At 56.6% G+C, this 21,021-nt stretch carries 15 protein-coding genes; 5 read left to right on the top strand and 10 right to left on the bottom strand.

Annotated elements, in window-relative coordinates:
* Nucleotides 1-241: 241 nt before the first annotated feature.
* From istB to ACWBU6_RS11000, 8 genes are all read right to left on the bottom strand, one after another.
* Nucleotides 242-1,036 carry an IS21-like element helper ATPase IstB gene (gene istB, locus ACWBU6_RS11035; RefSeq protein WP_452644064.1) on the bottom strand — a complete coding sequence of 265 codons (795 nt, stop codon included), beginning with the start codon at nt 1,034-1,036 and terminating at the stop codon, nt 242-244.
* Nucleotides 1,029-2,540: an IS21 family transposase gene (istA, locus tag ACWBU6_RS11030; protein WP_452644063.1), complete on the bottom strand. Its 1,512-nt coding sequence runs from the start codon at nt 2,538-2,540 to the stop codon at nt 1,029-1,031. Before istA ends, istB begins: the two co-directional genes overlap by 8 nt.
* An 874-nt stretch (nt 2,541-3,414) precedes the next feature.
* Complete coding sequence (locus tag ACWBU6_RS11025) at nt 3,415-3,846, bottom strand: hypothetical protein (RefSeq protein ID WP_452648834.1); 432 nt, start codon at nt 3,844-3,846, stop codon at nt 3,415-3,417.
* A 14-nt stretch (nt 3,847-3,860) separates the two neighbouring features.
* A complete protein-coding gene (locus ACWBU6_RS11020) occupies nt 3,861-4,109 on the bottom strand; it encodes a hypothetical protein (protein WP_452648833.1) in 249 nt (82 codons plus the stop codon).
* A gap of 835 nt (nt 4,110-4,944) precedes the next feature.
* Nucleotides 4,945-5,580 carry a hypothetical protein gene (locus ACWBU6_RS11015; protein ID WP_452648832.1) on the bottom strand — a complete coding sequence of 212 codons (636 nt, stop codon included), beginning with the start codon at nt 5,578-5,580 and terminating at the stop codon, nt 4,945-4,947.
* A 1,218-nt stretch (nt 5,581-6,798) separates the two neighbouring features.
* On the bottom strand, nt 6,799-7,503 hold the full coding sequence (locus ACWBU6_RS11010) for a hypothetical protein (protein ID WP_452648831.1): 705 nt from the start codon (nt 7,501-7,503) through the stop codon (nt 6,799-6,801).
* 25 nt (nt 7,504-7,528) lie between these two features.
* Nucleotides 7,529-9,310 carry an ATP-dependent nuclease gene (locus ACWBU6_RS11005; protein WP_452648830.1) on the bottom strand — a complete coding sequence of 594 codons (1,782 nt, stop codon included), beginning with the start codon at nt 9,308-9,310 and terminating at the stop codon, nt 7,529-7,531.
* Nucleotide 9,311: 1 nt separating this feature from the next.
* Nucleotides 9,312-10,343, bottom strand: a complete 1,032-nt coding sequence (locus ACWBU6_RS11000; RefSeq protein WP_452648829.1) for a DNA cytosine methyltransferase — start codon at nt 10,341-10,343, stop codon at nt 9,312-9,314.
* Nucleotides 10,344-11,685: 1,342 nt separating this feature from the next.
* Between ACWBU6_RS11000 and ACWBU6_RS10995 the strand changes: the two genes are divergently transcribed.
* The 5 genes from ACWBU6_RS10995 to ACWBU6_RS10975 all read left to right on the top strand — a co-directional run bounded on the left by ACWBU6_RS10995 (nt 11,686) and on the right by ACWBU6_RS10975 (nt 16,644).
* Nucleotides 11,686-12,180, top strand: a complete 495-nt coding sequence (locus tag ACWBU6_RS10995; RefSeq protein ID WP_452648828.1) for an Hcp family type VI secretion system effector — start codon at nt 11,686-11,688, stop codon at nt 12,178-12,180.
* A gap of 9 nt (nt 12,181-12,189) precedes the next feature.
* A complete protein-coding gene (locus ACWBU6_RS10990; RefSeq protein ID WP_452648827.1) occupies nt 12,190-12,573 on the top strand; it encodes a hypothetical protein in 384 nt (127 codons plus the stop codon).
* On the top strand, nt 12,554-13,141 hold the full coding sequence (locus ACWBU6_RS10985) for a hypothetical protein (RefSeq protein WP_452648826.1): 588 nt from the start codon (nt 12,554-12,556) through the stop codon (nt 13,139-13,141). The genes ACWBU6_RS10990 and ACWBU6_RS10985 overlap by 20 nt, the downstream gene beginning before the upstream one ends.
* A gap of 208 nt (nt 13,142-13,349) precedes the next feature.
* Nucleotides 13,350-13,694, top strand: coding sequence for a YggL 50S ribosome-binding family protein (locus ACWBU6_RS10980; RefSeq protein ID WP_452648825.1), 345 nt, complete (start codon nt 13,350-13,352; stop codon nt 13,692-13,694).
* Nucleotides 13,695-13,812: 118 nt separating this feature from the next.
* Entirely contained in the window at nt 13,813-16,644 is a 2,832-nt protein-coding gene (locus ACWBU6_RS10975; RefSeq protein WP_452648824.1) for an MASE4 domain-containing protein, read from the top strand.
* Nucleotides 16,645-16,653: 9 nt separating this feature from the next.
* On the opposite strand, the gene ACWBU6_RS10970 is transcribed toward ACWBU6_RS10975, so the two are convergent.
* Nucleotides 16,654-19,530 carry a TIM-barrel domain-containing protein gene (locus ACWBU6_RS10970; protein ID WP_452648823.1) on the bottom strand — a complete coding sequence of 959 codons (2,877 nt, stop codon included), beginning with the start codon at nt 19,528-19,530 and terminating at the stop codon, nt 16,654-16,656.
* Between the two features lie 9 nt (nt 19,531-19,539).
* Nucleotides 19,540-20,772 (bottom strand): TonB-dependent receptor plug domain-containing protein, encoded by a 1,233-nt coding sequence (locus tag ACWBU6_RS10965; protein ID WP_452648822.1) that lies wholly within the window; start codon nt 20,770-20,772, stop codon nt 19,540-19,542.
* Nucleotides 20,773-21,021 lie beyond the last annotated feature (249 nt).

The following is a 21,021-nucleotide window of genomic DNA, read 5'->3' as shown; positions in this document are numbered from 1 at the left end:
GAGCCGCGACGCACGCGGTTTGGAGGAGAATGTTGGCGCCGACTGAATTTTGACCCACCCTGCCGATTGAATTTTGACCCAGGGCGGGACGCTGCTTTGGGAGCCGGCGTCTGTGGATAAGTGTACCAAAGACAGGGGGGATTCGCGGTGGGCGCAGCCCGCCGTGAATCCCCCCTTAGTCAGTTCAATAGTTAATTAACGGAGTAAACGATTTATATCGTTATACATCCTGTCTTCAAAGCTACACCGGAAAGTCCGCCTTCCCGGCCTTCTGTTTTTGCTCCCGCGCCTTGATCCGCCCCTTGGCCGCCATACTGCTGTGCTGGAAGCGGTAGGAGTCGTTGCCAGTCTCCACGATGTGGCAGTGGTGCGTCAGCCGGTCTAGCAGCGCCGTGGTCATCTTAGCGTCGCCGAACACGGCGGACCATTCAGCAAAGCTCAGATTCGTCGTGATGGCCACGCTGGTATGTTCGTACAGCTTCGAGAGCAGGTGGAACAGCAGCGCGCCGCCGGCCTGGCTGAACGGCAGATACCCCAGTTCGTCGAGGATGACCAGGTCGATCCGCATCAACGACTGTGTCAGCCGACCGGCCTTGCCTTCCCGCTTCTCGCGCTCCAACGCATTGACCAGATCGACCGTCGAGTAGAAGCGCACCCGCTTGCCCATTGAGGCAATGCCCGCCACCGCGATGGCCGTCGCCAAATGCGTCTTGCCGGTGCCGGGGCCACCGATGAACACTGCGTTCTGCGCCGTATCGGTGAAGGCCAGCGTGGCCAGTTGCCGCACCAGGGCCTCATCGACCCTGGATGCCGCGAAGTCGAAGCCGGCCAAGTCGCGGTGCACGGGGAATTTGGCGGCGTTCATCTGATGGTTCACCGAACGCATGGCGCGGTCCGTGTGCTCGGCGCGCAGCAGGTGCTCAATCAGCCATTTGGACGACGACACGGCGTGCTCTCCTTGCGCCACCAGATCGGTCCAAGCGTCGGCCATGCCGTGCAGGCGCAGGCCCTTCAATTCCTTGATCAGGTCACGCATGGTTCACCTCCGCGCTGCTGCCAGCCGTCTCGCGCAGGCTGTCATAGCGGCTGGTGTTGGCTACCGGCGCCTCCTTCAATACCAGGCTGGTCTCGGCATGTGCCGGCGGCGGGGCGGCACTCAGGCGGGCCAGCACATTCTCGACGTGCTCGACACTGAGCACGCCGGACTCGATCACCAGCTCCACCGCCACCAGCACTGCCGGCAGGCCGGCGCCGGGCACGGCCGCCAGCACCTGCGCCATGAGCCGGTCGCCGCCGGCGTGGCGCAGCAAGCCTTGCCGCAGCCGCTGCAGCGGCGCGGGCATGTCGGCAAAGGGGGCGCCGTTGCGCAACGCACCGGGCTTGCGCTGCACTAGCGGGATGTAGTGCTGCCAGTCGTAGCACACCTGCTTGCGATCGACGATGCGTTCATGGGTGGCGACCAGCGCATCGCCGGCCACCACGCACACGCGGGTCGGGTACAGCCTTGTGCTCACCATCTGCCCGGCCAGCTCGCACGGCACTGAATAACGGTTGCGGTGCACGGTGACCAGGCAGGTGGACGACACCCGCGCCGCCTTTTCCACGTAGCCGTCGAACGGCGTGGGCATGGGCATCAGGTGGGCCTGCTCCTGTTCCAGCATGTCGGCCACGCTCAGCGCCTCGTACTCCGGGTGCTGCAATTCTCCCCACAGCGTCCGGCAGCGCTCTCCGAGCCAAGCGTTCAATTCAGCGAGGGAAGCGAACTGGCGGTCTTGGGCTTCGATCCAGATCCGGCGCCGGCTATCCTGCACGTTCTTCTCCACTACGCCCTTTTCCCAGCCTGAGGCCACGTTGCAGAAATCGGGCTCAAACAGGTAGTGCGCGCACATGACGGTGAAGCGCGTGTTGACCACGCGGCCCTTGCCTTTCTGGACCTTGTCGACCGCCGTCTTCATGTTGTCGTAGATGCCGCGCCGGGCCACGCCGCCCAGCGCTGTGAACGAGCGGGTGTGGGCGTCGAAGAGCATCTCGTGTCCCTGACTGGGGTAGGCCACCAGCCAGAAGGCGCGGCTGGCGCACAGCTTCATGTGCGACACCTGCAGACGCCGGTAGATGCCGCCGACCACCATGCCTTCCTCGCTCCAGTCGAACTGAAACGCTTCGCCCAGCTCGAAGCTGAGCGGGACGAAAGCCTCTGCCGCCTTGCCTTCGCGGCCACGCCATTCCCGGATGAAGTCGGTAACCCGGCTGTAACTGCCGACGTAGCCTTCGGCCCTGAGTTGGGCGAACAGCGCTTTCCCGGTACGCCGGTTCTGCTTGTTGCGGTGGGTGTCAGCTTTGAGCGCCTGCTCCAGTGTGGCGTGGAACTCGCTCAGCTTGGTGGGTGCCGATTCTCGCCGATAGCGCGGCGGTGGCGCGTCTTCCGGCTTGCGTAGCCATTTGCGCAGCGTGTTGCGGGACAGGCCCGTGCGCTTCGCGATCTCGTGCAGCGACAGCTTGTCGCGCAGGTACATCCGTCGAACTTTACCTAACATTTCCATGGTGATCACCTTATTATCTCCTGCCCAAAAAATAGGCGGGAGTAGTAGAACACCTGGGTCAATTTTCAGTCGGCATCAGCCCTCAAAGTGGGTCAATTTTCGGTCGGCGGCAACAGGAGAAGGCCCGGGGAGAGAATCACTGGCTTTACACTGGCCTGATGTAGCAGTATAGGCGCGCTAGCGTGCTACCAAGACGACCTGGGCTCGCCTCTCCGCGCAGTTCGAAGTATCTGTACCCACTTCGGAATTCTTAGGCCATATTCCTCAGCGAACTCTGCGTAAGCGCCAGCATAGCGCTGCGCCTTCCAGAAGCCCATGCGCAGGAGTTCCAATCGGGTCGGACGAATCCATCCATCGGCATCGCGCGCTCCAACGTAACCAAGCTCGTTAGCCAGTTCCATCGACTGTGAGTCTGCATTGTGGAATATCCGCCACCAATTTGAGTCATACTTCCCGCCTGGTGAAGCAAAAGGCCAGCGCCAGCTCTGAGGTTGACCTGGCAGGCTGTAGTATTTTTGTCCGCGCGCCTTTGCGGCCAAGTATGCATCTGGTGCATCGGGTTCATACGGCGCGGATTTGCTAAAAGAAGTTGAAATAGCTAACGACTCGTAGCGCGGTGGCGCGCTTGCTCCTATTCCTTTCGAACAAGCAGCTTCGTCCGCGTCCCTGTGAAGGCTCTCTAGGAGCTCCCGATTATGGCGTATGGCGATTGCAGTCAGGTCGGAGGTGGCAAAGTTGTATGACTCTGCGTAATGGTCTAAAACAGGAGAAGTGTAGGATGATGAGCAAGAGCATCCATCATCGGCAGAAAAGCTAAAGTCGTCCATGGTCAAGACCTCACAAAAGGCGGGAAATCAGTATCTGTGACAAAAGGTTAGTTGTAACAAACAACATCTCCAGTAGGCAGCTGTACGCAATGACGGATACGCCGGGTTTCACTTGGTCGGACGTACTCCACCATCGGCAACTGGTTCCATTGCTCATCCGTTGGCAAGTCTATTGTTATCGGCTCCAGACCCGATTCTTCCAGACGGCGAGCATCCAAGTTCTGCCAATGAATTTGAATTTGAGTAGGAGTCATATCTATTGGCAGCGGGTCAGGTACACGCTGCACAAAGAGTTGTATTAATTTTGTCTCTGAACTAATCGGCGCTGGTGAATACAAAAGCGCAATGTACTCTGCAGAAGCGCTTCCTTTGCTGAGCTTGTTTTCGAGGTGATAGACACCTCCACTCATGGGACCGATTTCAGTGAAACCAAGTTTCTCTAATAGCATCGGCACGCGGTCATCACAGGATACCGGCATAATTAGCGCTCCTATTAGTTAATGAGTGCCATATCTTGGGCGATGGCAGATAAGATAGCCGCTATCAATTCTTGTCCAGCGACATTTTTCTCTCTTAATGTGGCCGCATTCATCAATGCATTACTGGCTCGTTCCGTTGCAAGACTTTGATTTGTTTTCTTAACTTCGCTGAGCCAAGCCGGAAGTGAATCTTGTTTCAAATGGCCGAGGTTTTCTAATGGTCGCATTTCATGCCAGGCAATATACTGAAGTATGAAAGCCAATATAATCACGTGTCTCGGTGCAGGTCAATCAATGCATATTGGTCGCTTTGCAAAGTGCGAATTTCACTGTATACGTGCTGTTGCAGCAAGGCAACAATTTGTTGTTGTTTTTTCATTACCAATAAGGAACGTCGGCAAGGCGCATAGCGGCGTCAAAATGCTCTCCACGAAATATATTCTTGAGAAACATCGAACATGCCCCCTTCCATCTCCATATACTCTATTGTCACCGTCGTCGGCTGAGCACATGCCACCTGACGATAAAGCCTTCCTCTCCGACTGAGGGGAACAGGTGGAGTGACCGCCTCGCTGGTCGGCTAAAAACGGCAGCAGCGAGGGGATACCGGTCTCTGTGGGGAGAGTTGAGATGACCGGCACGCGGGTGAAGATAGCGCGTGACTCGAAATGACTGTCGGAGTCATCCAACTCTGGATGATGGAAGGCCCCAGGGGCCTTCGGCTATTCCTAGCTACTCTAAAGTGAATATCCTTCCCTGAACATATAAAAATTAAGGATATTCTTCCTAGAATCCTTTAAGTAAGAATATCCTTACTTAAGCATATTCTTACGTGAGGATATGCATTAGGTTATTCCTGTTGTGTATATTAAATTTTGAATATAAATTGGAATAACCAGATATGCTCAATTGAGCATATCTTTTATTCTTTGCACCCCTCAAATGTGCGTAGACCGCCGCTTCGCGGTCGGGCAGCCAGGGCGGCCGGGATGTGGTGCCGCAGGTTTCGTTTTTCCCGCCTCATTGCGAGTATCTTCTGTCAGCTAGCGGCAAGCTCCACTTTGTTCGGGTAGCGGGTCGGGCTTCGGGGCGGTCAAGCTAAGACGGGTCCAGAGTCAGACGGTCGCCGTGGCAGACCTTCTGGATGAAGAACAGGTGGGGGAGCGGGCCGCTGTAGCCGCGTCGCCGGGCTTCCTGGCATAGTGACCAAGACTGCGCCCGTATGCCACTGAACCCTGGTTGCCGAGCAATGCGCTCAAGCGTTTCCTCTATGGCCTTCTGGTGTCTGAGACTGGCTTGCCATGCTAACTGAGCATGTAGTTCGGCCATTTCCACCCGGGACCGTCGCCATGTCCAGCTTGTCCTGCCTTGCGCACTGCGCCGAACTAACTCATAGCCTAGCCAAGTCAGGCGGGGCTTCTCTTCGACAGGACGAAGCTTCTCAGATTCAAGCCCGGCACCATCTGTCGCAAGTAGCAGCCAATTCACTTCGACCGCGTTTTCCGGCCAGAACATCACGAGGATGGCATTAGCAAGGCCCTTCGACTTCCTGACTAAGCGCTGCGCCGGCGAGCATCCGATGCCATACAGGGTGTGGAATTTGTTCGCCAGAGCTTTGGCCTTGGCCGCGTTGACCGTGCCGCAGGTAAACCGTCGATAGCCTTTCGGGACACTGTCGAGAATCCGGGCTAAGGCGGCTGTTTTGCTACGTGCGATGGGCGTAGATGGAAGCATATGAATCCTTATCAAAGTCACACTCCGTATAGCAAAAAAACCGCGCGAATAAGATGTCATTGGGTTTAGCGGGTATGAGACGTAATGATGTTCCGAGCGCAGCTCGGGAGAGGAGCTATACATTAGAAGGAAAGACGTGTTTGCGAGGGCACCGGCCGACGAAAGTCGACACTGCTCGCATGCACGGTGGTTCGCTCGGTGCGCCTTCCATAGTCGCTTGAGGGCTCAGCGAGCGGACCGCCAAACTGCAAAACACACACGTCCGAAAGGACACGTCGGGGCGCCAACCCGACATGTTCCAGGCCGCCAGCCTGGAGCAAAGCAAATGCTGTAGCCGCATGCCTCTAATAGGGCTGGTGCGGCTGCGATGGGCGCTGGAGGGTGCAACTCCCTCCTTCGACCCAATCACGCCGGCAGGGACCGGCATGACGTTGGGCGACACGGAAACGGCGACAGGCAGGAAATGGCCTGGCGACCTGTTATCTGGTGAATGCCGGTGTAAATCCGGCTCGGGGGACGTACCGCAAGGGCGTAACCCGTACCGCACACGACGGCTGATGAGCGTACAGTGATGTACGAGGGCTGCAAGGGGAAACCTGGCGCAGTTGGCACCTTGGGAAACCGGGGGTCTCTGGATAGCTTAAGCGTGTAACGGCACCCCATGATGGGTGCTGTGCGGAGCAGCGTAAAGCCATAGGCATTAAGCCGTGGTTCGTAGTCGATGAAGCACAACCTGAGTACTTGAGCCGCTATGGAACATCGGGCTGGGGAAACCTAAGGGGAGCCGGAAGGCTAAGGAAGTGTGGAGACAGTGGCGTTACGTTGCGTAGTAGCCGATAACTAACGTGGGAACCTCTCACCGAACTGTGCAGGTTGGCACCGTACAGGATGATGGATGAGAGGGGGAGACCGACTGAGTAGGGATTGACCCGTGCGCGATACGACCGAAGCGTATGGGGAGTCACATCAGTGACGACACGGCTGGCACCGTGTTCCGAAAGGTTGGAGCGTTTGCGAAAGTGTGTGGCAGGGCTTGGCGGCCCGTTGCTGTTATGTGCTGCATATCGCGCCTGGCGGCGTGATACACGAACTTGAATCTTGGCGGATTCAATAGCGAGGTTGGAAATATTACTTGAAAGGCATCTTTTGGCACTCTGACCGGGCGGTTCTTCGCCGCCCGGTTTACTTGCGTCATTGCAACCATCAGTATCGAATGGCTTACTGTGTTGCCGCACCCTGCCCTACTTTATATTTATCGAAATACTGTTCCAACTGTTCATCGCCGCCAAATTGGCGCTCCAGCAGCCTTAGTCGTTGAAAATTTTTATCATCCCCTTCATAAGGGATATCAGTCCATCCTCTAGGTAGCCCAAAAGCCTCTTCAATATCTTCGATTGTCCACCCGAGAATTTCCAAACCCTTTTCGGTAAATATAGCGCGAGGGTCTATATATGCCCAATAGTCTCGGTAACAGGATTCGATAACTTTGAGAATGTCAGTGAAGTAAGTCTCGGCCAGAGATATAACCTCACCATCCGGTGAATTCCGCAACCCGTCGACATCCACAAAATGCGACATACTTCTAAGCTTCCCGAAACGCATCGCTCCAGCATGACGAACTGGCATCTCCCCGACTTTCAAGATGTGATTCCGCAAATTTACGAAATATTTAGCCAACTCATTGTTCTTGAGATTCAATTGATGAGGGAGATACCAGTCACTAAATTCAGGGTACTTAGACATTACTGCTTGAAGTGAAAATGTAATACTCCTTGCAGCTGACGCAAATGCACTCAGGTTGTATGAAAACTCAAAAAGGGAAAACTGTGTCTCCCTCATTTTTTCGAGAAAATAATCTGCTTCGGCAATCTTGTCGGCAACAATATAAAATCCTCGTGAAGGAAATTTGAATTTTTCACGCATAACCAAGATTCCCAATTATTCAGAACTATTTTTTTGCTGCAGCCTTTCTTGCCACATCAAATTTTATAATTTCGCGAAGAGTATCCGCCAGCGCCTTGATGTGATTATTATCGCGGCCAAAGTTTGGAATGATAAAACTAACGGAAGCACGAAGCGCCTGAGCATCCGTTGCATGCCCATCCGCAGCTAGTTTCTCAATCAACTTCTTCTTTGCAAGTTTATTGTTAGCCGCGCTGGGCTTCGCCGCATCCACTCCAACGAGTTGTTCCAGCAGTACCTGCTCCGGGCATACTGACGACAAGAAGTGAACACGTTCCTCAACCCATTTCAAATACGTCAAACCTGGCTCAACTTTTCCATCCGATACGTGAAGTGGACGAACTTTATAGCGCGCATGAATGTAAGTCTCTAACTTTAACTTTTCCGCGTCCGTAAGCTTACCGAAATCTATCTTATTACCAGGATTTTGGTCGCCATCTAATATGACAAATATGTTTCTATTTTCCGAAATCCAACCTGGGATATCATAGGTAAGAATATTGTCCGCTCCAGTCGCTGGCGTGTGGAACGTAATTGCGCTTTGGTCACCAGCGGAAAGCTGTTTTGCCGCAAGTTGCACAAGACTTGTCAACAGCACATCCTCCACAACAATCGTAATTTTGTCGTTCGATTGGTGCCCTAAGACGTTGAAGGCGGCCTCTGGGTGATTCACTGCAACAATTTGCGTTTTACCATTGGCATCCTCTTCCAAAGTGCGAATTGCTTCTGGCGGCAGCATATTGACCAATGTTGGAGAGTGAGTTGAGACAACAACTTGGATGTGTTTAGTTCGTATCGTCTCCAAAAGGAAGCCCATGAATCGTTCTTGGGCGCCTGGGTGAAGTGAAGTTTCTGGTTCATCCAAAAGAACCAAGGTGTATTGCGGGTAGCTTAGAATTTCAATGACAGCTCGAACAACAGCGAGCTCGCCACTACCAGCGAATGCTTCAGAATAGGTAAGATTTGGCCGCCTAAATACTACGGTTGGAGCCTCAATCAGCCCATACAAACGATGCAAGACATATCGTGCACTAACATACTCTCGGCCGAGAATATAGCAGACCCACTCCAATTCAACAGGCGTCAGCTCGCGGTTTTCAAACACTGCCTGATAACCACCAGGTTTATATGATTGCAACCCTTTGCCAATTACACGAGCCAATTTCTCAGCATCTTTTGCAATATCATTCTGACGTTGCTCAAGAGTTTGACTTCTGTCAGCGAAATAAAATACCCGGTCGAATGCACTAAATTCGCATTTGAAATTAAGGTATTTAACCTCCCGCACTGTAGGTGTCCACCTGTCAGCCGAGCGAAACGGCTCTGCTTTCGCTGTTGGGGCAGGCATCGGTGCCATTCCATCGCTCACCAACGCACGAGCAGGCTCCCAATAGCCACGTCGCTTTCGTCCGCGAACTTTTCGCGTCTCAACAAACTGATTTAGTTCACTAATCCAATGCTTATAGTGGTATCGCGTCACGCCATAAGCGCCGCCTTCAGCAATTGGGTCGACTGCCGTCGAAAACCAGAAACGACTTGTGCTTTTCTTTAATGGCATACCCCAAAGAGCATGCAGGATTGAGCTTTTTCCACTTCCATTAGGACCAACAATAGCAGTTAAAGGAAACTCGAATGTAATCTTTGCGCCCGGCGCCAATCCTTTAAAATTCGGAAATGTCGCCTCCCCGATGAAATTATTAAGAGGCTTGCCGGGAGAAAACTTACTAAGGGCTTGAATTAATTTTGCTATTTCAATGGAAATTGCCATATTATCTTATTATGGAGTTTGCAATTGCTCGAGCATGTGCTGCAATAAATCGAGGCGGCAAAGCATTTCCAATCATCAATGCAATAGCCTCCTTTCCATGCCGAACATCGAACTTGTAATTACGAGGAAACCCTTGCAACAAAGCAGCCTCACGTAAGGTAATCGTTCGATGGAATGCGGGGTGGAGAAAGCGCCCCTTAGAAGGATTGAAGCATCCGCCAGTGATAGTCGGCGAGATATCATCCCACGACATCCGGCCGTAGACGTCATTGAAGCCGTCAGACTTTTTGTGGCACTCAAGCTGCAGATGGGGAGGAAGGTCTTTGCGGCTGCCACCATCGAGTGGAATGAGTTCAATCAATTCTCGCACCTTCGGCGAGCGCCTCTCGCCGATGTCGTGAAGTGCATCGCCGCTTGCTCCAGCAACTGGCAAATCAGCGATAGTTTCACGAACTGTAGTCCTACTCCGCTCAGGAAGTGCCAAAACTGCTTTTCCTTGTGCAGAACACGAAACTATCAGTCTCTTCCTACGCTGAGGAACACCAAAGTCAGAGACGTCTAATACCTCGGTTAGAACGTCATATCCGACTTGACGCAACGCTGACTTGAATTTTTTGAATTTATAGTAATCCAACAGCCCAGGGACATTTTCCATCATCACCCGTTTAGGGAGAAAAGTCAGGACGAAGCGCAAAAAGTCGTCAATCAAACCATTGCGGTCGTCCTTTGCCGACGAGTTCTTATTTCGCTTACGCATTCTGGAGAACCCTTGGCACGGTGGACATCCAGCTAGCAGGTCCAACTCGCCTGGCAGCAAACCAAGGGAACTCATCAAGTCATCTGCATCTACGTCTCGAATATCGCGTCCAGCAAGCCGGGTCGTAGGATGATTCAATGCATAAGTTTGCCTTGCTTTCTCGTCCAACTCCACGGCTGCGACAACCTTGTAGCCGGCCTCTTTAAGCCCGGCCGTTAGCCCTCCGCAACCGCTAAAAAGGTCAATTGCGATGAGTTTCTTCTTGGGAACGGGCATTGGTAGCGACTCTAGTTGGGGCCCCGCAAGTATACATTAATGTAAGCCATGCCGGGCCGCAACGTTGCCACTCAGTCATCAACGTGCCCAGCGGATAATTCGGCACGCACGTTGCCCCCCCAAGTGCCGAAACATTGCACTTGTCCGGGCTGGCTTGTATCATCGCGGCACCGAGTCTTACTCTGGTACAAATGTGCGGTACAAGGACCGGTTGGCGCAGGAAAATAAGTGCTTAATTTAACTGGATTTTTTTTACTGACGTCGAATCTCACCGCTTCCGCCAGAGAGTTCAAACGAGCCCGCACACCTGTAGGGCTCTTTTGCGTTTCTAGCCTAAGTGACGGCATTACTTCCTATTGCCTTCACGTAGTACTTCGAGCGCCAGTTGCGGAAACCGTTCCGCAACGTTTTGTGGTCACCCCTACCCAATATCAGTTTCAGTGACATTGATCACTCTCCAGGCCTCACTCCCCAAGTGACGTCTTGTTTCGTGCCTGAATCTATCTCGCGATGCGGACCTCCGATCCACCTGGCAAAGGCAGGCTTTACCAGCACGCGGATTCGACTCCCACCGTCCCCACCACTTTCCTTTAAAAATCATTGACTTATGACTTTAAAGTTGTCATTACGCCGGAAAGGCAAGGGATTTCTATGAGGGATAAACTGGAACTCTCACGCGCCAAGTTTTCACTGGCGCGTTTTTCAATGTCCGGGGGCAACTGACTGCGATCCTTAGTCCTTTGCGCACGTCAGCCTCTTTCCATTTGGCGACCAAAGGAACCGCGCACTCCCAAACGACAACGCGGATATCTGGATTTCCAACTACCCATTGAGACTTCTTCGCTAAATTTTCGCGGCGAATGAATTCCTTCGCCGCCTCCCTGATCTCGTAAAGACCGTGCCGGTTCCCCCGGGTCCGATATTCCAACAAAGGGTCCGTGACGACATCCTGAGCGAAGCAGTTCACAGACGTTGCAGCGGCGCAAAACAAGAGTCTCACCATCTTATTCAATTGTAACAGTGCCAACATACTTACCTTCCTTATCGCTTCAATTGGAGATCAGATCGCAATACACGCGTTTTTTGGTTCCAGCAGGTCCCAGCGGTATTTTGCAAGCTCTCGGGAGAAGCAGGGAAAATCGGTTCGCTTTATTCCGCTCGCAGGGGGACGCGCACGATTGACGGCGTGAACTGATCAAGAAAATAGTTTCATTGTTATAATTTTTCTGTTGCGAAATTTTTAATTTTTACGCAGCACTTCCAAGGGAGTGGGTTATAGCCTGGAAATCCACTCTGCTGGAAGTTACTACCTATTCGATAGTTTTGTACTCAAGAGGAAAGTATGGCAATTGACGTTTATTTGCAAATTGATGGTATCAAAGGCGAGTCGCAAGACGACAAGCACAAAGAATGGATCGAAGTTAGGGGTATTCACTGGGGCGTGCACCAGCCAAAAAGCGCGACCGCATCGACTGCCGGCGGTCATACTGCCGAACGCGCAGAAATGTCGGACATATCCTTTTCCAAGTTCAGCGATTTGTCCTCGCCAATCCTGCTCCAAACTTGCGCGTCCGGAAAAACCATCCCGAAAGCCAAGTTTGAATTCTTCCGGGCTGATTCCAACGGCGATCGCGTGAAGTATTTCGAGATCGAACTCGAAAATGTCCTGATCAGCATGGTGACACCGCATTTGGGTGGCAGCGACACGCTTTTAACCGAGAACGTCAACTTGAAGTTCTCGAAAGTGAAGTGGAAATATACGCAGCAGAAGATTGGCGGCGGTACTGGCGGCAATACGTCTGGCGGCTGGGATCTGGCAACCAACAAAGTCGTTTAAAGGCCGCTCATGCCACTTAATCTGGATCAATTTGCGCAACATTTGCGGAGTAATGCGCTCCCAGGATTTGGACAGGGGAAATGCGCGAAGTATGTCCGCATGGCCCTTCAAGCTGGCGGGGCGCAAGTTGCGCAGTATGCACCGTCGGGGAAAGATTTTGGCCCGGTCCTGCTTCAACTCGGCTTTCATGAAATTACAGTAGATAACCCGGATACCTTTCATTTTATGAAAGGCGACGTTATGGTCATGCAACCGTACACCGGAGGTAATCAGAATGGACATGTGGCCGGCTATGATGGCAGCAGGTGGGTTTCCGATTTCGTTCAAACTGACTTCTGGGCAGGTCCCGGATACCGAGCAGAAAGACCAAGCCATGCTGTCTACCGCTATTAAAGGCCGGTGCGTAGCCATTTTGCTTGCGGTACTCTGCGCCAGTGCGGGTGCGCAAGAAAGCAACCATCCGCCCCAGTTCTTGCGTGACCCCATTCTGGGCCTGAGGCTGCCTGCAGCCGGCATCAAACTGGACCTTGTGCCCGAAGATATTCGCGCACTTTGCGTGCAGATGGCCGACACTGAAGCATGGACCACACGTCAATGGATTTTCGGTGTTGCAAAGCATTCCACAGCGACGTATTACCTCGTTAACGGGTATTCCAAGCGCCGCAACCCTACGCCGGACCAGCGACCGTATCTCCAACACATTGATGGCGGCGTCTATAAGGTCTCCGGCAGCGAATGCAGTGGCGATCCGGCGCGAGAAACGTTTGTGGTGCGCGACCCACGGCAAATTCCACGGGAAGTGCTACAAGCGCTCGCCCAGGATCTGGTAACGCGCATGGCGCGCGCCGCCGGAGGCGCGCAGCGCTTGCGTGCTGCAATTAAGAAGCAGCGTATCGACTTCAATCAGTTGCCGCCCGAGATGCAGGAAGCGTTCAAACCTTACTTTGGGCCAGCGCATTAGATAAAGCGGCCTTTTTTGGTTTGTCCCTTGGAAGGCAGGGCTAGCCACCCTGCCTTCTTTTCGCTTCCGCCCACCATAATGCCTCAGACCCGTAACACCGTTAACACAATGAATGTGTGTAATAATTTCGGCCCACTTCAAACTGCTGACTGTTAACGCCCGTTCGCTGGGTTCGAATCCCAGCGCTACCTTGAAAGAGCCCCCTACCATGACCGCATCCCGCCGCTATAACAAACGTCAACTCAAGAAAAAGCACCTCGGTGAATTCCAGGAACTCGGTTTCCTCGTCGAGGCGCAACTGGTCGGCACCCTGACCCTGGCCGAGCACAATGCCCTGATCCACCAGTTCCTCGAAGAAGCCATCGAAGCCAATGGCCTCGCATTCGGCGGCGGCTACAACGACGATTTCGGTGGCATCGTAGTGTCGAACAAGCCCTACGGCAAAGTCGAAGAAAGCCATCGTGCGCTGGTACAGGACTGGCTTTCCAGGCAAAGCAAGCTGACCAACATCAAGGTCGGTGAACTGCGCGACGCGTGGTACGGTTGGGGCTGAAATAAGGCGCTGGCAGGCGCCGCTGCCGCACAGGAAGCTGCAGTGCTGTACCGTGCTCCGTTTCTTCGTCACCTGACATACGATGTGTGCGCGAAAACTTGGGTGACGGTCATTGCGCATGAACTACACATCCGAGGTGCCGGGCGTGCCGCGCGATGGCACGGCTTCCGCTGACAGCAAAGCCGCCAGAACATTGTTCGAATACGAGGCCGGCCCTGCGTCAAAGCGCCTGGCGCTGATCATCGTTGCAGTATCGCTCGGGATGTTCATCGCGCTCATCTCTTTCGCCCGCACGCCGCTGGCAGCCGTGCCCTGGTTCATCCCCTTGCACCAGCCGGTGCTCGCGATCAACGACCTGATCACGACAACACTGCTGCTCGGCTATTTCCACCTCGTGCGCAAGCGCTGCATCCTCATCCTGGCCTGCGGCTACCTGTACTCGGCCGTCATGGCAACGGTGCACCTGTTGTCCTTTCCGGGCGTATTCACGCCCACCGGCCTGCTTGGCGCCGGCCCGCAGACCACCGGCTACTTGCACGTTTTCTGGCACCTCGGTTTTCCCGCTTCGGTCATCGCCTATTCCCTCATCAAGCAAGCCGACTGGCAGGCCGAAAGGCCGGGATGGGCGACGGCCAAGGCATTGCTGGTGACATTTGCCTGCGCGGCCTTGCTGGGTACACTGGCCACGGCCGGAGGCGACTGGCTGCCGCCGATGCTGAAGGACGACCGTTACTCGTCCGTTTTCAATATAGGGCGCTACGGCCAATGGTTCATCACCGCGCTGGCGCTGGCAATCCTGTTCACGCGCCGCTCGACCTCGACGCTGGATATGTGGCTGGTGGTGGTGCTGTCCGCATGGTTCTTCGAAATCGGGCTCGTCAGCGTGTTCAACGCCGGCCGATGGGATGTCGGCTTTTACGCCGGCAGGGTATACGGCCTGGTCGCCTCGAGCTTCGTCCTCATCATGCTGCTGACCGAGCACGGGCGCATGTACCGCGATCTGGCCGAAGCCCAGGCCACTGCAGGCACCGCGGCCAGGCTTCAGGGGATGCAGCAAGTGCTGCGCCTGGCATTGGAAGCGGGAAGGATGGGCGTGTTCAACTGGGATCTCGTCAACAAGCGCGCCTGGTGGAGTCCGGAAGTGGAACACGACATCCTGGGGCTGCGGCCCGGGGATCTGGCAGCTGAGCCGGACGCGCTCCTCGCATACGTGTTCGCCGAGGATCGCGACCGCTTGCGCGCGCACGTTGGCGACTGCCTGCATACCCGGCGCGACTGCGACGTCGAATTCCGCCTGCGCGATGCGCAGGGCAACGCGCGATGGGCGTTCGCCCGTGGCAAAGCCAGCTACGACGACAGCGGCAAGGCGACGGCAGTATCCGGCGTCATTGCCGATATCACGGAGCGCAAGCGCGGCGAGGCGGCGGCCGCCGAGATGGAGGCGCATTTCCACACGCTGGCAGACGAATTGCCGGAGATCGCATGGATGGCACGGCCGGACGGCTGGATCTACTGGTTCAACCGGCGCTGGCACGAGTACACCGGACTGTCGCAGCGCGAGGCCGAAGGCTGGGGCTGGCGGCAGGTGAACGACCCGGAACTGTTGCCGATCATCGTTGAAAGGTGGCGCCATTCGGTCGCCACCGGCGAGCCGTACGAAATGGTCGTCCCCCTGAAGGGCACGGATGGCCGCTGGCGGCAGTTCCTGAGCCGGGCCGTGGCGCTGCGCAACAACGAAGGAAAGATCATCCACTGGTTCGGGGTGAATGCCGATATTACCGCCCAGACCGAGGCGGAACAGGCGCTCAAGCTGGCGGACCAGCGCAAGGACGAGTTCCTGGCCACCCTCGCCCATGAGCTGCGCAACCCGCTGGCGCCGATCCGCAACGCCGCAGTACTGCTGTCGCGCATGTCCGGTCTGCCGCCCAACGCCGAGCGGGTACTGGCCGTCATCGACCGCCAGTCGCGCCACCTGGCGCGGCTGGTAGACGATCTGCTCGAGGTCTCGCGCATCACCCAAGGAAAGGTCTCCCTGCGCAAGACCGACGTGTCGCTGGTCGACTGCCTGTCCGACGCACTGCAGGCGGTGGAAGAAGCGCTCAAGGCGGCCGGGCACGAGGTGCTGGTGCAGTTGCCAGACGACCCATTGTATGCGTCCGCCGACGCAACCCGCATGGTCCAGTGCTTCCTCAACCTGCTGAATAACGCCATCAAGTTCACACCGCACGGTGGCGTGATCAGCGTTTCGGCCGAGCGGCTGGCGGGAAAGGCGAAGATTTCGATCGCCGATAGCGGCATCGGTATTCCGCCGCAACACCTCAAGGATATCTTTGGCCTGTTCTCGCAAGTCGCCCCCGCACTCGAGCGCAGCCAGGGCGGCCTCGGCATCGGCTTGTCGCTGGTGAAGGGCTTCATCGAGCTGCATGGCGGAAGTGTCGAGGCGGAGAGTGAAGGCCCCGGTGCCGGCAGCACCTTCACGGTATGCCTGCCACTGCTCGAGCGGCCGGCCCTGGCGCCGGCGGACGTGCCGCGCACCAGCCGTGAGACGCGGCTGCAGCCGCGCCGCGTCCTTGTCGTCGACGATAACCGCGATGCCGCCACCAGCATGGCCGCGCTGTTGCAGGCTGCCGGCCACCAGGTGCGCGAGGCCCACGACGGCAAGGAAGGCCTCAGGCTCGCTTTCGAGTTCGAGCCGGAAGTGGTCCTGCTCGACCTGGGCATGCCCGGCATGTCGGGTTTCGACGTGGCGCGCGAGCTGCGGGGACGGATTGCCCAACCGGGACCGCGCATCATCGCCGTCACCGGATGGGGCCAGGAAAGCGACCGCCGGCTGACGCGCGAGGCCGGCTTCGATTTCCACCTGACCAAGCCGGTCAACCACACGGAACTGGACGTGCTGCTGTCGATGAGTATGCCGGCGTCCGCACCGGCGTCGCCGGTGCGGCATTAGGCGTGCGTGCTAGCCGCGCGACCTGACCACGGTCTCCTTTCCTGCGTAGGTGACCTCGCTGTCGGCGCTATCCAGGCTCCCCGCGGTTGACATGCCAGGCTTGATGAAGTGAATCCTGAACGTGCGCTTTTCCACCATGCCCTTGTACCGCCCTTCCCGCTGGCCGATGGTCACGGTGCCGGTCTTGTCATCGTAACGCAGCGGAATCCGGCTGTACTCGCCACGCAGGTAGCCATTGCTGACACCATCGTCTTCATACAGTGAGAATTCGCCGCTGGCGCCGGTGTAGACCTTCAGCGTGACCGGTGCATCCGGGTGCTGGTCCACGTACTGCTGCACCGGCACGGTCGGCACGATGGCGCCGGCCTTCACGAAGAGCGGAATGCGTGCGGCGGGAGCGGCTGCCGTGATGGTGGTGCCGCCCTTGTGCATTGCCCCGCTGTCGAAGTCATACCAGCTCGCGCCTTTGGGCAGGTAGACGGCGCGTTCGCGGGCGCCGTAGCTGGTCACAGGGGCAACCAGCAAGGCGCGGCCGAACAGGTACTGGTCCTTGATATCTTTCACGCGGTCGTCCTGCGGGAAGTCCATCACCATGCCGCGCATGATGGTACCGGAGCTGTGATAGGTGTCCGAGGCTGTAGCGTAGATGTAGGGCATCAGGCGATAGCGCAGCTTCAGGTATGACACCATCGAATCGCGCATCTCGGAGCCTTCCGGCGCGATATTGTAGATCTCGCGCTTGACCACTTCGCCGTGGGAGCGAAATAGCGGCGAGAAGGCCCCGAACTGGAACCAGCGCAGGTTCAGTTCCTGCCATTCCTTCAGGTCGGCCGGGTCGATCTTGCCGCCAGTAGTGCTGCGGTTTTCCTGCGCCGAGCCCAGATCGCCATACTGGTAGCGGTTTTCCTGCGCGTAGCCGCCGATATCGTGCGTCCAGTTCGGGATGCCGGACATCGACATATTGACGCCCGATGCGATCTGGTCGTACAGGTTGTTCCAGCGGCCGGCCACGTCGCCGCTCCATACGGCTGTCGCATTGCGCTGGATGCCGGCAAAGCCGGAGCGTGACAGGATGAATTGCCGCTTGTCCGGCTGGTCGCGCTTCAGGCCTTCGTACATGCCCTGGGTGTGCAACAGGCTGTAGGGATTGAAGGTGACTTCGCCCGCGCCGTAAATTGTGGGGCCGATCAGTTTCTTGAAATCCTCGGGACGGGTGTTGGACAGCACGTCCGGTTCGGTATTGTCCATCCACCATGCGTCAAAGCCCAGGTCGACAAGCTTGTGCTTCATCTGGCGATAGTAGATTTCACGCGCTTCCGGTGCATAAGGGCTGTAATGGCTGTTCTTGTAGCCGGGGCCGACCCAGTCCAATGCGCCGTTCTCGACGTTCCTGGTCCACATATGGCCCCTGGAAGCGAACTCCTTGTAGTTGTCCGTGGTGTCGTAATACTTGCCCCAGATGGAGATCATGATGCGCGCGTTCTGGCGGTGCACCTCGTCCACCATGCCTTTCGGATCGGGGAAGCGTGCCTTGTCGAAATCGTGCGAGCCCCAGGCATTTTCCGGCCAGTAGAACCAGTCCTGTACGATGTTGTCGAGTGGCCATTGGCGCTTGCGGTACTCGCGCAGCGTGTCCAGCAGCTGCTGCTGGGTTTCGTAGCGCTGGCGCGATTGCCAGAATCCGTAGGCCCATTTCGGCATCATCGGCGCCTGTCCGGTAAGGTGGCGGTATCCAGCAATCACCTTGTCCATGCTGGCGCCACGAATCACGTAATAGTCGATGCCTTGGGCGATTTCGGACGACAGCGTCAGGGAATGGCGTTCGGCGTCCGGCAGCGGGTCGCTGTGCGTCATTGCAAGCATGCCGCCGGACGGCCTCCATTCCAGCTTCAGCCTGACCGGCTGGTCTTTCTTCAGTTTGAGTTCGAAGTTGTGGTACCAGGGGTTCCAGTCCTGGCGCCACACATCCATGATCTGCTTACCATCGATGGTCAGCGTGGCGTAGTCGGAGGCATACAGCTGCATCTTGTGCACGCCGGGCTTGCCGCTGGCGAGCGTGCCTTCCCATACTACTTTTACGTCCTTCAGGCTTTTCAGCGGGCCGAGTTCTTTCGGCCAGTTTTCCGCCACGTCTTTCAGGTATTGGTAGGCGATATCCGGTTCCTGGCGAGTCAGAGCAAGCTTGCCGCCGACGTAGTAGCGCGCGGTCAGCCCGCCGGCCTTCCCTTCCGCGTCGACCAGTTTCAGGTCGCGCTTCAGCGGTCCATAAGGCCGCGGATTGCCAAAACGGGAGATGGCGTTGTTGTCCCACAGGACACCATAATTCTTGTCCGAGATCACGAACGGCACCGATGCGATCATATTGTGCTGGGCCAGCAGCACGTCTTCGCCGTTCAGGTTCATCTGCGCATTCTGGTGCTGGCCCAGGCCGTAGAACGCATCCTTCGTTCCATGGTTGAAGCCCTGCTTGACGGTCACGAACGGCTTGCCGCCCACTTCGATCGGCTCGATGGCCTCCGACGCCTGGCTCAGGAACGCCTTTCCGCCGGCGTCGGAAAACTGCAGGCTGCCGGTGGCCAGCGACACGGCAACGGCAATCCTGTTCGCCTTGAGCGTGACCGTGTCGCCTTTGCGATTAACAGTGAAGGTGCAGGCGCACGGCTTGGCCACCGTCATCAGCGAGGGCACCAGTACTTTGCCCCCCTGGTCCAGCTTGACCACATGGATGATGTTGTCGTCCATGAGTTCAAGCCGGATTTCCTTTGCCGCCCCGCTGTCCGGCTTGACAACCAGGCCATGAGCAGTTTGTTCATAGATGCCGGCAACGGCGGTTCCGCTGGCAGCGAGGGCGAGCAAAGCCACCGCCCGCATCGGGTTAAGACGCATTTCTTCTCCTTAGAACGAGTAGCGCATTTTCATGGAATAGCGCGGGCCGGAAACGAACCAGGCGCGGCCCATCATTCCGGTATGTTGCTGCATCAGTTGGCGGTATTTCGCGTCGGTCAGGTTGGTCCCTTCCAGGCCGATGTTCCAGCCGATGTCGGTGGTGTCCGATTTGTGCTTGGCGGTACGGGTATCGCCGCCGAAGTTGATACCGCCGTCGGCAGGATCGGTCATGGTGCCGGCCAGCAGGGCGCCGTTCGGGCCATATATGGCGTCCGGGCTGACACGGATATTGTAGGGACTGGCCTGGGAGAAGATCGCGCGTTCGTCCCATTGCATCTGGTACTTGGATTTGAAGTAGGTCAGGTGCGACTTGAGCATGGAGTTCTTCTGCCATTGCAGCGCACCGTAATGGCCTTCCCGCTTGCGGTCGAACTCCAGGGTGCGCCACTGTGCGCCCTTGGGCACCCACACGGTCTTGCCGTTGACGACGTCGGTGCGCGGATAATACGGCTCGACCTGGAAGGCATCGGTGCGCGTGGCGCTTTCGGAATAGGCCAGGTCGACCAAAGCGCCGAAGTCGCCCGCCGGCGTTTTCCAGCAGTTCGAAGCGAGGATGGAGCCGTCCGGCTTCTTCCTGCCGCCAAGTTCGTTGTACGTGTAGTCTGCGCTCAGGGCCACTTTGGAACCCTTGTAGTCGAAGGGCAGCGCCGTGCGCAGGTTGACCAGGCCGCCAATTGAGCCTTCAATCTGCTCGACGGAAGGATTTTTGTAGATATCCACGCCGGCCATCAGCTCGGGCGGAACGTCTTCGAAATTCAGCGACCGGCCGCCGTTGGCGGAGAAGGAATCGCGCCCATTCAGTTCGGAACGCACGTAGGTCAAGCCGCGGACAGTCACGCCGGAGCCTTCCACCGAATAGTGTTCGGGGCCGTTCTTCGCCATGGTGCGGTCGATTGCCACCCCGACCACGCGCTGCAGCACTTCGGTCACCGAGCGGTCGGGCAGCTTGCCGATATCTTCGGCAACGATGGAGTCCACGATTTCGTCGGCGTTGCGCTTGATGGCCTGGGCCGACTGCAGCGCCGCGCGCTGGCCGGTCACGACCACCACCGAGGCGGATTCCGGCTGGGCGCCTGTCGCGGCCACAGCCTGGGCCTGGGACATTGCATTGGTGGCGGCGAGCAGTGCGAGAAGGGCTGTAGCGATGGCGATAGCAGTTTTCTTCAGCTGGTACTGATTCACTCTGTTGTCTCCTCGTTTTTCTCGATCCACGTGGTCCTCCACGTTTGTGGTCACAGTTTGTGTTACGAATTTCGCCGCCGCAATTACGAAATTCACCAAAAGTGAAAACGATTTCAAACAGAATGGAGTTTTTTCTCAGTGGGCTTCTGCGGACGCAGCCTCGGCAAAGACAAAGCCTGCTCGATAGCGACAGCACCAGCGATCTCGCGAGCGGCCGGCGCGCGGCCGCCCACGACTCTTCGATGAAGT

The organism is Pseudoduganella sp. HUAS MS19, from assembly GCF_053615455.1.
Note: the sequence above shows the minus strand (reverse complement) of the source record. Positions and strands in the feature narration are given on the sequence as shown.

Excerpts from the sequence above, each read along its gene's own strand:
- istB (WP_452644064.1), bottom strand. The coding sequence starts at position 1,036 with ATGCGTGACCTGATCAAGGAATTGAAGGGCCTGCGCCTGCACGGCATG.
- istA (WP_452644063.1), bottom strand. The coding sequence starts at position 2,540 with ATGGAAATGTTAGGTAAAGTTCGACGGATGTACCTGCGCGACAAGCTG.
- ACWBU6_RS11025 (WP_452648834.1), bottom strand. The coding sequence starts at position 3,846 with ATGCCGGTATCCTGTGATGACCGCGTGCCGATGCTATTAGAGAAACTT.
- ACWBU6_RS11015 (WP_452648832.1), bottom strand. The coding sequence starts at position 5,580 with ATGCTTCCATCTACGCCCATCGCACGTAGCAAAACAGCCGCCTTAGCC.
- ACWBU6_RS11010 (WP_452648831.1), bottom strand. The coding sequence starts at position 7,503 with ATGCGTGAAAAATTCAAATTTCCTTCACGAGGATTTTATATTGTTGCC.
- ACWBU6_RS11005 (WP_452648830.1), bottom strand. The coding sequence starts at position 9,310 with ATGGCAATTTCCATTGAAATAGCAAAATTAATTCAAGCCCTTAGTAAG.
- ACWBU6_RS11000 (WP_452648829.1), bottom strand. The coding sequence starts at position 10,343 with ATGCCCGTTCCCAAGAAGAAACTCATCGCAATTGACCTTTTTAGCGGT.
- ACWBU6_RS10995 (WP_452648828.1), top strand. The coding sequence starts at position 11,686 with ATGGCAATTGACGTTTATTTGCAAATTGATGGTATCAAAGGCGAGTCG.
- ACWBU6_RS10990 (WP_452648827.1), top strand. The coding sequence starts at position 12,190 with ATGCCACTTAATCTGGATCAATTTGCGCAACATTTGCGGAGTAATGCG.
- ACWBU6_RS10985 (WP_452648826.1), top strand. The coding sequence starts at position 12,554 with ATGCTGTCTACCGCTATTAAAGGCCGGTGCGTAGCCATTTTGCTTGCG.
- ACWBU6_RS10980 (WP_452648825.1), top strand. The coding sequence starts at position 13,350 with ATGACCGCATCCCGCCGCTATAACAAACGTCAACTCAAGAAAAAGCAC.
- ACWBU6_RS10975 (WP_452648824.1), top strand. The coding sequence starts at position 13,813 with ATGAACTACACATCCGAGGTGCCGGGCGTGCCGCGCGATGGCACGGCT.
- ACWBU6_RS10970 (WP_452648823.1), bottom strand. The coding sequence starts at position 19,530 with ATGCGTCTTAACCCGATGCGGGCGGTGGCTTTGCTCGCCCTCGCTGCC.